The sequence below is a fragment of the Pelosinus fermentans JBW45 genome (assembly GCF_000271665.2).
GTDB lineage: Bacteria > Bacillota > Negativicutes > DSM-13327 > DSM-13327 > Pelosinus > Pelosinus baikalensis.
Map to the genome: position 1 here is coordinate 1,687,841 of NZ_CP010978.1, position 12,808 is coordinate 1,700,648.

A 12,808-nucleotide genomic window follows, 5' to 3' on the forward strand; every position below is an offset into this window, starting at 1 on the left:
CAATAGAAAAATGAAATAATTTGGTATTTAATGGAAATCATCCGTTGAATAAATATTGAAAATGGATAGGGAGGAAAGTAGTATGAATGGACAGGTAAGTACAGCTTCCGGAACCGAGACAGCGGCATCCAAGGAACCGAACTCATCAATGAATGGAAACCAACGTACCCCCAAGTCATTTTTAAAAAGGATTACATTTATATCAACATTTGGAGGACTGCTTTTTGGGTATGATACGGGTGTTATTAATGGAGCATTGCCGTATATGTCCCAAGCCGATCAATTAAACCTAACCGCATATACAGAAGGTTTGGTTGCCAGTTCACTTCTGTTTGGAGCTGCACTAGGAGCTGTGGCGGGGGGATTTTTTTCCGATAAGAATGGTCGTCGAAAGAATATTCTTTCTTTAGCAGTAATATTTTTTATTGCTGCACTTGGATGTACTTTTGCACCCAGTGTACCCATCATGGTTGGATTTCGGTTTCTGCTTGGCTTAGCTGTAGGAGGAGCCTCTGTTACGGTACCGACCTATTTAGCTGAAATGTCTCCTTCGGAAAATCGGGGACGCATGGTTACTCAAAATGAGTTGATGATTGTTACAGGGCAGCTTTTAGCTTTCGTTTTTAATGCCATTATCGGTGTTACATTAGGTCAGGAAGCTCATGTTTGGCGTTATATGTTAGTTATTGCTTCGATCCCCGCTGTGGTCTTATGGTTTGGCATGCTTGTAATGCCGGAAAGTCCTCGCTGGCTTGCATCAAAGGGCAGAATTGGAGATGCATTACGCGTTCTTCAGCAAGTACGTGAAGAAAATAGAGCCCAAGCTGAATTGAATGAAATTCAAGAGACTCTTGCAGAAGAAGCCGAACTCAAAAAAGCGACTTATAAAGATTTGACAATTCCTTGGGTGCGTCGAATTGTATTCTTAGGGGTTGGTATTAGTGTTGTTCAGCAAATTACAGGGGTTAACTCCATTATGTATTATGGAACCGAGATTTTAAGAAATGCCGGATTTAGCACAGAAGCAGCCTTAATTGGTAATATTGCAAATGGCGTTATTTCGGTAGTAGCTACTGTTGTAGGAATTTGGTTGCTGGGAAAAGTGGGACGACGTCCTATGTTGTTGGTTGGGCAAATCGGAACTACCGCAGCCTTACTGCTGATTGGAATCTTTTCATTAACCATGCAAGGATCTGCAATGCTTCCGTTTATTGTACTTTCATTAACGGTAACCTTTTTAGCGTTTCAGCAAGGTGCCATTTCACCAGTGACATGGCTTATGCTCTCTGAAATATTCCCATTACGCTTACGGGGACTTGGAATGGGCGTATCTGTGTTCTGTTTATGGGTTATTAATTTCTTAATCGGCTTAACCTTTCCTGTATTATTAGCAAAACTGGGATTATCCACAACCTTCTTCGTATTTGTGGCTCTAGGGCTTATTGCAATAGCATTTGTAAATAAATATGTACCAGAAACAAAAGATCGTACTCTTGAACAACTTGAGCGTGATTTCCGTAATTTTGATAAGCCAAAGAATAAGGCAGTTCAAGCATCGATTATCGACTGCGATTAACTATCTGCCCAACTGTTATTATCTGAACGTTTTAAATTATGCGAATAGATTGACAACAAACATATCCTGTCGTATACTTATACCATCAACGTGCTCGGGCACGTTATAAGAATTTTGATTGGCGATTCACATGGGAATGCAGTTATAAATAACATCATTAAAGATGAAAGGTTTATGCAAAAGTTATTCTGTAACTTTTGACAATACTATCAAAATTTAAGGGGGAAAAAGATTATGACATTAAGAATAGGCGTTATCGGTACAGGTGCCATTGGCGAGGATCATATTCGCAGAATCACCAACACACTATCAGGTGCTAAAATTGTTGCGGTGACTGATGTGAACGTAGAGCAGGCAAAGGCTGTCATTAAGAATCAAAAACTAGATGCAAAACTTTATGAAACAGGTCATGATATCATTCAATCGAAAGAGGTTGATGCAATTTTAATAACATCCTGGGGACCTACCCATGAAGAATTCGTATTGGCAGCAATTGCCGCAGGTAAACCTGTATTTTGCGAAAAACCATTAGCAACCACTGCAGATGGTTGTGCCAGAATTGTTGATGCTGAGGTTAAACATGGCAAGCGCCTCGTTCAAGTTGGTTTCATGCGTCCTTATGATAAAGGATATCGTGCATTGAAAGATGTTGTTGCTACCGGCAAAATCGGCGAACCATTAATAGTACATTGTGCACACCGTAACCCAGTGGTGGGGGATAATTACACCACTGACATGGCAATTACTGATACGATGATTCACGAAATTGACGTTTTACGTTGGTTGCTGGATGATGACTATGTTTCCGTTCAAGTGGTGTATCCAAGGAAAACCAGAAAAGCCTCAACTCATTTACATGATCCCCAAATTGTTTTAATCGAGACTGCAAAAGGAATTCGCATTGATGTAGAAATCTTTGTCAACTGCCAATATGGATATGATATTCAATGTGAAGTTGTGGGAGAAACGGGTATTGCAAGGTTACCTGAGCCAGCCAGTGTGCTTATGCGCAGTGATGCAAAGCGCTCTGTAGAAATTCTTACTGACTGGAAACAACGATTCATAGAAGCATATGATATCGAACTGCAAGGTTTTATTGATGCCGTTAACCAAGGGCAGCCAAATGGTCCTTCCGCCTGGGATGGGTATGCTGCTGCGGTGACAGCAGATGCTTGCGTAAAAGCTCAGCAAACTGGTGAAATTGTTCCGGTGACTATGAAACAACGTCCTGAATTTTATAATAAATAGTGGGACATAGTTTTAATGGCAGGGCAATGGTTTAATTAGATGGATACAAAATATTCTTATCTGATTAAACGCTGCTTATGGAGTTAGTAAGCATACGTGATGATGATATAAGGAGGTACAACATAACATGAAGATTGCATTTGATCCTGATGTTATCAGATACTTGTCAATTACTGATATGGTACACAAAATTTCAGAAATGGGGTTTAAATACATCGAACAGTCTCCTCATCCTCAAATTTTACCATTCTACAAGCATCCCAAAGCAAGCAAGGAAATTATCGCAGAATATAAGAAGGCATTAAAAGAAACGGGAGTTAGTATTTCTTCCATGATTCCAATTTACAATTGGTCAGGTCCAGAGGAAGAGCGTCGACAAGCTGCAGTGAAAAACTGGAAACGTGCGATTGAAATTGCAGTTGAACTAGATGTTAATGTAATGAATACGGAGCTTGCCGGAGATCCCCATCAACCAGTTATTTGTGAAGAAATGTTTTATAAATCCATGGAAGAACTGCTTCCTATTTTTGAACGGGAAGGTATTCGTCTTGACATTCAATCTCATCCCTATGATTTTTGTGAAAATGGTAATGAGACAGTTGATATTGTTAAATCATTCCGCAGTAATCACGTAAAATACCTGTACTGTGCAGCTCATACATTCTTCTACGATAATGGCGCGGGTGATGTTGCTGGTATGCTTGATTACGCTGGTGATGATTTATCACATGTTATTATTGCGGATACTTTAAATCAAACGAAGAATTGCCGTTATATTGTGAATCCGCCAGGTGTAAGTGCTACCGTTCATCAGCATGTAGGACTTGGTGAGGGAGATGTTAATTTTGATGCTTTCTTCCAAAAACTTCGTGAAATGAAGTTTGCCCAGCGGGATGATACCATTGCTTCTGTTTCTTTGTTTGGATTTCCAGAAAAAATGGCTTATCAAGGACCTGAGACACTAGCCAGAATAAAAAAAGAATTATTATAAATTAGTCTGGTTGTTAATAGCTTCGTGCATTATCGAAATCGCATAGTAACCAACGTCTCATGTACTTATTTATGATTGAAATTTCCTAAGAAAAATCATATAATTCATGTGAGGTGGGGTTTATGCGAGTCACGATTAAATCAGTAGCTGAAGCTGCCAATGTTTCAAGAGGTACAGTAGATAAAGTGTTAAATAACAGACTTGGTGTAAGTGATGAAGTGAGAGAACGTGTTAGAAATGTAGCCAAGGAATTAGGTTATACTGTAAACTTAGTTGGCAAAGCTCTGGCATTCCAAAAAAATCCTATAAAAATCGGAGTCATTATTTTAGACAAAAAAGATGAGCTGTTTAATGAAATTTATAAGGGGATTAGACTGGCTCATGATGAATGGAAAGACTCAGGAATTATCATAGAGTGCTGTGTAATGCAGAAAGTTGACGTAAATGAGCAATTGAAATATATAAAAGAGCTGGAACAGAAAAATATTCGAGCCCTTGCATTATCTCCTCTTGATGAAGAAGCAATAACGAAAGAATTAAATAGACTTGCAAAGAAAGATATAAAAATTATAACCTTTAATACGGACGTTCCTGGTATCAACAAAATGTGTTTTATTGGACAGGATTTGAAGAAAAGCGGACGTGTAGCTGGGCAGTTAATGGGAGATTTATTGCCCGCTGGCGGAGAGGTAGCAATCATAACAGGACCTGCGAAAATTAAGGCATTAAGGGAACGAAAAGCAGGTTTTGAAGAAATTATTTCCGCAGAATATCCTGCCATAAAAATCGTTGATACGGTAGAGCTCGCCAATGTTACATCTTCCTATGCAGAAGCAATAGAACTTTTTACAGCACATCCCAATCTCAATGGGGTTTTTATGACCGGTAGAGGAATCAGAGGCGTTGGCAAAGCCATTGGGAAGCTTAATAAAAAGAATGTCAAATTTATATGTTTTGACTTGCTTCCTGAAACCATTCAGTTAATAAAAGATAACACAATAGATTTTACGATAACACAAGAACCCTTGATGCAAGGATATTTACCCATTAAGATCCTCTTTGAATATTTTTTCCTTAATAAAATTCCAGAAAAAGAATATTTATACACCAAACTTGAGATTAAAATTAGAGAAAATATTTGAAAATCGTTTAGAATTTGTAAATGAAAAAATTTACCCTAAAAAGAGCGCGAGCACGTTTGGTTTAAAAGTAAATAATAGCGATATTTAGGAGGAGAAAAGAATGAAATTATGTTTTAACCAAGCGACCACCATGGTAAAGTCATCATTGGAATTAGATTTACAATTCTGTGAAAAACATGGTTACGATCTAATTGAAATCAGAACCATGGATAAATTAAAGGATTATCTAAAAAATCATAGCATTGAAGATCTAGCAAATTATTTCAAGACACATAAGATTAAACCTTATGCATTTAATGCCTTAGTATTCTTTAATAATCGAGATGAAGCAGGCTATAAAGAAATAAAAGAAGAATTGCAATACATGTGTGAAGTCGGACAAAAAATTGGCTGCCCCAATATCGTTGTGGTTCCTCTTGTAGGTACCGACAAATTCACTTATGGACAAATTAAAGAAAGTTCTGTAAAAGTCTTACATGAATTAGCAGATATTGCTGAAAAATATGGTATTCGGCTTGCGATTGAATTCGTAGGGCATCCTCAATGTACGATCAATACTTTTGGTAAAGCTTATGATATTGTGCAAGCTGTAAATCGAAATAATGTAGGTTTGGTCTTAGATTGTTTCCATTTTCATGCAATGGGCTCAAGAATGGAAGATCTTAAAAAGGCTGACGGATCAAAAATCTTTATATTACACATTGATGATACTGAAGATTTTCCGATTGGCATCCTAACAGATGTTGATAGAGTGTGGCCAGGTGAAGGTGCAATAGACCTTAAAGGTATATTGACTACTTTGAAGGAAATCGGTTATAAAGAAGATATGGTATCTGTAGAATTATTCAGACCGGAATATTATGAGCTTGAAGTAGAAGAAGCAATAAAAATTGCCAAAGAAAAAACCTTAGCTGTTGTAGGGAAGTATTTTTAATAGTATATAGATCCTAGTGTGAGATAGAAAAATGCCCGTTCTTGTTGAGGCGAAACTTAACAAGAACGGGTATTTTTTTCACTATAAGTTGCGATGAGGGATTCGTACTATTTTACATTCAAATAAAATGAAAATTTATAATATTAAAATATTCACATTGACAAAGAATAGAAATTATAGTAAATTAATCATGAGTTAATCATAAAATCATCAAAAAATATTAATAAACGATAATTTATAGAGGGAAAAATATAAATTATGAGTACATTACAATGCGATGTTGATTAAATATACATAGATATAGTTAAAACGATTAAATATTTGATATTACCATAATGAATTGGCTTACTTTAAATTTTACAGGAACAATTGTTAGAACCATACTATACTCGGATGGTATGCTGTGCTTGAATTCCAAGATTAATATAATCTCTACTGCTAAAACAACGTTTTTGGCAGAGAAGGTGATATTAACATAATAAATAATAAACTCAGGGAAGGTGGTATCGTTATGTTAAAGGTTGGTATTATCGGAGCAGGGAGAATTGGTAAAGTGCATGCAGAAAGTATCTGCAAATATGTTAAGGGAGCAGAGGTAAGGTCGATTGCAGATCCATTTCTGGATGAAGTTACGGAACAATGGGCGAAATCATTGGGGATTCAACAAATTAGTAAGGACTATCATGATATGTTGAGGGATGGAGAGATTGATGCTGTGTTAGTGTGTTCATCAACTGATACCCATTCACAAATTTCTCTAGATGCCATTAAAGAAGGTAAACATGTCTTCTGCGAAAAACCTGTTGATCATGATATAGAAAAGATTAAAGACGTAATAAAAGCAGTGCAAGGTTCTAAATGCAAATATCAGGTTGGTTTTAACCGTCGATTTGATCATAATTTTAGATCAGCTCGAGAGGCTGTAGCATCAGGTAAAATTGGAACACAGCATATTATTAAAATTACCTCTCGGGATCCAGAGGCACCACCTATTGCTTATGTTAAAGTATCAGGTGGAATGTTTCTTGATATGACAATTCATGATTTTGATATGGTTCGTTATTTATCCGGTAGTGAGGTGGTAGAAGTCTATGCTGTAGGTGGAGTATTAGTGGATTCTGCTATTGGTGAAGCTGGTGATATTGATACAGCAATCATCACAATGAAGCTGGAAAATGGTGCTATGGCAGTAATTGATAATTGTAGGCAGGCTTCTTATGGTTATGACCAACGAGCAGAGATTTTTGGCTCTAAAGGGGCAGTGGAAATTAGTAATGATACATTCTCTACTGCCGTGGTGAGTACTACTGATGGTGTTATTGCTGAAAAACCGCTGCATTTCTTTCTTGAAAGATATATGCAGGCTTATGCTAACGAGATTAGAGAATTCATTGAGGCTATCGAAGAGAATAAAGATGTTCCTGTTACTGTGATCGATGGATTAGAGCCTGTAATTATTGGACTTGCAGCAAAAAAATCCATGGCTGAAAATCGACCAGTGAAAACTGCAGAAATTAAAAAGGCTTTTGGCTTATAGTACAACTATAGATAAAAAAGAGAAAATATACTTTAAATTCGGAATATTATAATTTTAATGATTTCCTATAAGGACTATATTCATTGATAGAGAATAGAAAAATGCTGTATAAATACTAATATTTAGGAGTGGGAGAAATGAATGTATTTAAATGGTTTTTAACTGGCGAAGCAAAGCCACGAATTCAAGATTCTGAGCAAATAAAAAGGATGTTTACTCGGGCTAGGTGGCAGGGAATGACTGCAATGATCTTGGGTTATGGTATGTATTATGTAATGAAAATGACTCTAGGTGTTGCAAAGAAGCCGATGATACAAGAAGCTGGTTTTACGGCTACTGAATTGGGACAAATTGGCGCAGCATTGCTAATTGCATACGCATTTGGTAAGTGTTTTCATGGATTTCTTGGTGATAGGTGTAGTGTAAAAAAATTAGTGCCCATTGGTTTACTGGGTTCAGCCATAGCTAATGTTATATTAGGATTTACCCCTTATTTTTGGGCTTTTTTATTCCTTTGGTTTGTTAACGGCTGGTTTCAGTCTATGGGATCCGCACCATGTATTGTTGGCATCACGCAGTGGTTTCCAAAGAGTCAAGTCGCAACCCAGTATGGTGTGTTTAGTATTGCCCATTATCTAGGCGAAGGTGCTACGTTTATATTTTCAGCAATGTTAATTGTTAAATTTGGTTGGCAGTCGGCATTTTTATACCCAGGGCTTGCGTGTTTAGTTATTGCATTTATTATGTATAAGTTTATGTTTGATCGCCCAGAAGCATATGGTTTACCAACAGCTAATGAGTACAATGGTGAAGTCATAGAAGTAGCAAAGGAAAAGACAAAAACTACGAAAGAAGCACAGATAGAAGTAATAAAAAATCCATATGTCTGGTTAGTTGCATTGAGCGCTACTTGTATGGGAATTGCTCGCTATTCAATAAGTAGCTGGGGTGTTATTTATTTGCAAGAAGTTAAAGCTTATGATTTGATAGCTGCTGGTAGCGTACTTGCTATAACACCTTTAATGGGAGGAATCGGATCCTTTGCATCTGGCTATATTTCAGACAAAATTTTTAAATCAAACCATGCGCTAACAACTATATTCTTTGGACTCGTAATGCTAGGAGGATTAGTAGGTTTTTGCTTAAATCCTGCAGGAAATCAATTGCTAGATACCATCTTTATGGCAATATTTGGTTTTGGTTTGGGAGTTATACTCTGCTTTGTTGGTGGAATGCTTGCAGTTGATCTTTGTTCACAAAAGGCTGCTGGAGCTGCCATGGGTGTAGTCGGATTGCTAGCTTATGCAGGTGCAGCAGTACAAGACGTTCTCAATGGTATGTTGATGGATGCCAGTATTATTATGGTAAATGGCAAGACTGTATATAATTTTGATAATATTAAGATGTTTTGGATTGGCTCTGTAATTACTATGATTATATTGCTTGTGCCAATATTATGGGCAAAAAAAGCACAAGCAAAAAAGGATGCTGAACTTCTTAGTGCAGCGAGGTAATGACTTTTAAAATAGGAGAAATGAAATATGGTAAGAATTGTTGCGGATTTGCATACGCACTCCCTTGCTTGTGGTCATGGTTTTAGCACCGTTACAGAAGTCATTCGTGCTGCAGCAGATTGTAAGTTAGAAGCGGTGGCTTTAACTGAGCATGGTCCAGGTTATCCTGGGAGTGTAGGTTATGCTTATTTTAATACTTATCGTGACATTCCTTCAGAAATGTTTGGAATATCTGTATTGAAAGGATGCGAGGCTAATTTAATGAATTTGGCTGGTGAATTGGATTTTGATGAGAATCACTTAGCTCAATTGGATATAGTGATTGCTAGCTGTCATAAAGAGGTAACACCAATAGGTACGATTGAGCAAAATACTGCAATGTATATCGGAGCGATTCAAAACCCATATGTGGACATTATTGGTCATCCGGATTTTCCCCTATATCCTATTGATGTAGAAGCAGTCGTTAGAGCGGCTGCCGCAAGGGGTGTTGCGTTAGAAATTAATAATAGTTCACCGGCAGCTCGTCCAGATAGTGAAGACATGTGCGCTGAGATTATTTGTAATGCTAAGCGCCTAGGTGCTAAATTAGCAGTTGGATCAGATGCTCATTATCATCTTGTGGTGGGGAATTTTGATTATGCGTATGAAATGCTTAGTAAATATGGTTATCCACTAGAGCAAGTTATCAACTCTTCTATGGATAAGCTGCTTTCTCATCTTAAACGAAACAGATAAGCTTTGTTAAGATGTTTGAAAAAGACTAAAATAGTAAGGTGAATGTATGAGATGTAACTTTTATATCTCATACATTGCTAAAATAAGTTAAGCGGAATCTACTAGAGAAGGAGGAAAAGGATGAGTTGTTCAGATATTTCAAATGGTCCTTATTTATTGGCACCAACTACAACTGGTATGACGGTAACTTGGGAGACTCGTTTTCCGGTTGGCGCAATAGTGTTGTATGGGATTATGGGACAGTTTGATAATAAGCTAACTGTTGAGTGTGAACGAGGAACTCCTTGGAAGGACAATATAGAAGGAATTTGCATGTACCGAGGGATTCTTACAAATCTTAAGCCCGATACAGCGTATGTTTATAAAGTTGTATTGGAATCAGGTGAGATTAAAGAAGGTAGCTTTAAGACACTGAGTGACAATCCCGAAGAAATTCGAATTATTACCTTAAGTGATTCCCATTTATTTAAAATAAGCCGGGAGTTTACTGATGCTGTATTACAAAACAGACCGGATTTTATTATTCATTCAGGTGATATATCATTAGCCACAGGCTATCAAAAGGATGAATATACTACTAATTGGTTTAATGAAGGAGCCCATTTTCTAAAGAATATTCCTGTTATTTATGCATTTGGCAATCATGATATTAGTCCATATTATGATGATTTTTTTATGCATGTACAAAAGAACGTCTATCATACAGATAAAACAGGTCATAATATTTCATTTAATTATGGAGATACCCATATCGCATTTTTAGACAGTAACCCTTGGGGGCTCTTTGAAATGAATGCTGTAAATTCGGGGTTGCCCGTTGATGAAGTTACAAGAAAAAATATTGATATTACATTAACGTGGCTTCATGATGATTTAGGATCGCCTGAGGCTCAAGACGCAATGTGGAGAATTTTAGTGCTGCACCATCCTTATACAGATGATTTTACTAATAAACATATTGTTGCGATAGCGGAAAATTATAATGTCAATATAATAATTGCGGGACATCTGCATTATTATATTAAAAATGTATCTGTCAATCCTAAAATTGGGTCGAAAACCGTTTATATCAGCCAAGGAAGTGCTCAGGATTATGCAGTGGCACTGGACTATGGAAAGGAAGATGAAAGAATTTTACCAGATTTTCCAGAGGTGATTGCCACGGGTCAGGCAAATTATGGATGTATTACGATTAATAAGGATACTTTGATTTTCAGAAGTTATGGATTTCAAGAAGATCTAGTTGGCAGTAAACTTGTTGATGAAGTGACTCTTGTTAAAGAAGAATCCCAGGTCGCTTTATCTGGCATAACGATTAAGGCAGATTGTAGAAGAGGAACTGTAGTAATTGAAGGTTATGCTAAGAATGAAGGACGTGGTCTGGCAGTTGTAACGCTTTTAATACTAGATAACGGCAAGGAATTTATACAAAACTTATTTGGTGTCAAGGGCAAGGAACGTGTTGTGGCTTTAAATCCAGGCGAAGTAAAGAGGATTAATACTGAGTATACGATTGTAGAACCAGGGAGACATATAATAAAAGTTAGTAACACAACTCAGTTGATTGATGTTGTGCCTCCAGCTCCAATCATCTTTGAAAATTTGAGATCTAAGGTCGGTCAGGGAAAAGCTTCAAATATTATTTTTACGACAGTTGAAATCACGAATAATCAAGATGTTAGCACTTTGATTGATGTTGATTTATACATAGACAATCGAATTGTCCTAACTCAGAAAGCAGAATTGCAGTCTTATGAGAAAAAAAGTGTAGACTTCACTTACCAACCTGCTAAAGGCGGGACCTATAAGGTCTCCATAGGAGATCTAGAATCTAAAGCGGTGACCGTTGAGGGAACTTTAAAAGGGATACCTATTATTAAAGATTTATCTGGAAATGGCAATCATGCTTTTCTTAGAGGTAAACCTAGAATAATCGCTGATAGTGATAGGGTCGTGCTATCTCTTGATAAGTATGGAGATTATATTGAAATACCTGATAGTGAAACCTTACATGTTAAGGATGGATATACTGGCATTGTCTGGGCTAATCTCAATCGATTAGCCACAGAAGAAGAAATGGGGCATAACCCGTTGATGGTAAAGGGGATTTCCACTGGCTGGGGGGCTACCTATTTACTGAGAATGTGCGTGGAAAGAAATGGAAATATAAAATGGGGGACATGCTATGGAATTACTGAATACTCTTGGCAAGGGGGAAAAGCCAGTGTAGGGGATTGGGTTCAATATAGCTCTACTTTTGATAAGGAAACTGGCGGAGTATCTTATTGCAATAAAGAAAAGGTTGCAGAAATTATTGGGATTTCAGTAGATGATCCGCTGCGCAATTGGGAAGGCGTACCACTCTTTGTTGGTTATTCTTATATTGGACATATCATAAGAGAGATTGGCAGACCTAAATATTTCACACATCTTTCTGCAAAAATTAGTCAGGTTCGTTTTTATAAAACAAAACTTTCAGAAGATGAAATTAAAGATATCTATGAGCATCAAAATAAAGTCGGATCTAATAGTGAAGACTTGGCTGTTTGGTTAAACTTTCGGGATATTGAGACAAAGGGTATGCACAAAACTGAATGGCGAAGACCAGCAACGTTCTATCCTTCTTACAAAACGGAGAAACGACTATGGGAATTTAAGACTCTTAGTGTCGATGCAACAATACCAGGGATGGCCTATTTAAAAGCGATTGTGCAAGTTTCTGATGATGGAGAAACTGTAAAAGATTCTATAGGAATAGAGTTGATGAATGGCAAACAGAAAATCGATATATCCATTTTATCAAAAGCACAGTTTATAAGAATCATGACCGAGTTCCATTCTTCTGTTACTCTAGAGGGGACTTATACTCCAGAATTACATGAATATAAAATAGGAGCCTTTTTAGGTCAATTAATAACACATATAAATTGGGGCACACGAGTTGATTGGGAAAGCGGCGAGTTTAACGGAGCTGTTGGTTTTGAACCTTTGGATAGGACTAAGGTTTTTGATGAATATACCGACGTAATCCATGGTTAGCGGATTAATCATATGGACGGGCTGCTTTTACTAGATATTCTTGATTAAGGCTTTTAGCAGAGTCTGGTGTACAATCATTTTTGATACGA

9 protein-coding genes are annotated in these 12,808 nt (G+C 37.1%); all 9 read left to right on the forward strand.

The annotated features are described in order from the left end of the window. Nucleotides 1-82: 82 nt before the first annotated feature. The 9 genes from JBW_RS07055 to JBW_RS07095 all read left to right on the forward strand — a co-directional run bounded on the left by JBW_RS07055 (nucleotide 83) and on the right by JBW_RS07095 (nucleotide 12,719). Nucleotides 83-1,576 carry a sugar porter family MFS transporter gene (locus tag JBW_RS07055; protein WP_007954088.1) on the forward strand — a complete coding sequence of 498 codons (1,494 nt, stop codon included), beginning with the start codon at nucleotides 83-85 and terminating at the stop codon, nucleotides 1,574-1,576. A gap of 234 nt (nucleotides 1,577-1,810) precedes the next feature. Continuing rightward, nucleotides 1,811-2,824, forward strand: coding sequence for a Gfo/Idh/MocA family protein (locus JBW_RS07060; RefSeq protein ID WP_007954087.1), 1,014 nt, complete (start codon nucleotides 1,811-1,813; stop codon nucleotides 2,822-2,824). A gap of 127 nt (nucleotides 2,825-2,951) precedes the next feature. Beyond that, nucleotides 2,952-3,815: a sugar phosphate isomerase/epimerase family protein gene (locus tag JBW_RS07065; RefSeq protein WP_007954086.1), complete on the forward strand. Its 864-nt coding sequence runs from the start codon at nucleotides 2,952-2,954 to the stop codon at nucleotides 3,813-3,815. A gap of 122 nt (nucleotides 3,816-3,937) precedes the next feature. Then, nucleotides 3,938-4,957, forward strand: coding sequence for a LacI family DNA-binding transcriptional regulator (locus JBW_RS07070; protein ID WP_007954085.1), 1,020 nt, complete (start codon nucleotides 3,938-3,940; stop codon nucleotides 4,955-4,957). Between the two features lie 100 nt (nucleotides 4,958-5,057). Further along, nucleotides 5,058-5,891 carry a sugar phosphate isomerase/epimerase family protein gene (locus JBW_RS07075; protein ID WP_007954084.1) on the forward strand — a complete coding sequence of 278 codons (834 nt, stop codon included), beginning with the start codon at nucleotides 5,058-5,060 and terminating at the stop codon, nucleotides 5,889-5,891. A 511-nt stretch (nucleotides 5,892-6,402) separates the two neighbouring features. Further along, nucleotides 6,403-7,428: an inositol 2-dehydrogenase gene (iolG, locus tag JBW_RS07080; RefSeq protein ID WP_007954082.1), complete on the forward strand. Its 1,026-nt coding sequence runs from the start codon at nucleotides 6,403-6,405 to the stop codon at nucleotides 7,426-7,428. A gap of 137 nt (nucleotides 7,429-7,565) precedes the next feature. Continuing rightward, nucleotides 7,566-8,942 carry an MFS transporter gene (locus JBW_RS07085; RefSeq protein WP_007954075.1) on the forward strand — a complete coding sequence of 459 codons (1,377 nt, stop codon included), beginning with the start codon at nucleotides 7,566-7,568 and terminating at the stop codon, nucleotides 8,940-8,942. Nucleotides 8,943-8,969: 27 nt separating this feature from the next. Beyond that, a complete protein-coding gene (locus JBW_RS07090) occupies nucleotides 8,970-9,680 on the forward strand; it encodes a PHP domain-containing protein (protein WP_007954062.1) in 711 nt (236 codons plus the stop codon). Nucleotides 9,681-9,800: 120 nt separating this feature from the next. After that, nucleotides 9,801-12,719 carry a purple acid phosphatase family protein gene (locus tag JBW_RS07095; protein ID WP_007954060.1) on the forward strand — a complete coding sequence of 973 codons (2,919 nt, stop codon included), beginning with the start codon at nucleotides 9,801-9,803 and terminating at the stop codon, nucleotides 12,717-12,719. Nucleotides 12,720-12,808 lie beyond the last annotated feature (89 nt).

Excerpts from the sequence above, each read along its gene's own strand:
- JBW_RS07055 (WP_007954088.1), top strand. The coding sequence starts at position 83 with ATGAATGGACAGGTAAGTACAGCTTCCGGAACCGAGACAGCGGCATCC.
- JBW_RS07060 (WP_007954087.1), top strand. The coding sequence starts at position 1,811 with ATGACATTAAGAATAGGCGTTATCGGTACAGGTGCCATTGGCGAGGAT.
- JBW_RS07065 (WP_007954086.1), top strand. The coding sequence starts at position 2,952 with ATGAAGATTGCATTTGATCCTGATGTTATCAGATACTTGTCAATTACT.
- JBW_RS07070 (WP_007954085.1), top strand. The coding sequence starts at position 3,938 with ATGCGAGTCACGATTAAATCAGTAGCTGAAGCTGCCAATGTTTCAAGA.
- JBW_RS07075 (WP_007954084.1), top strand. The coding sequence starts at position 5,058 with ATGAAATTATGTTTTAACCAAGCGACCACCATGGTAAAGTCATCATTG.
- iolG (WP_007954082.1), top strand. The coding sequence starts at position 6,403 with ATGTTAAAGGTTGGTATTATCGGAGCAGGGAGAATTGGTAAAGTGCAT.
- JBW_RS07085 (WP_007954075.1), top strand. The coding sequence starts at position 7,566 with ATGAATGTATTTAAATGGTTTTTAACTGGCGAAGCAAAGCCACGAATT.
- JBW_RS07090 (WP_007954062.1), top strand. The coding sequence starts at position 8,970 with ATGGTAAGAATTGTTGCGGATTTGCATACGCACTCCCTTGCTTGTGGT.
- JBW_RS07095 (WP_007954060.1), top strand. The coding sequence starts at position 9,801 with ATGAGTTGTTCAGATATTTCAAATGGTCCTTATTTATTGGCACCAACT.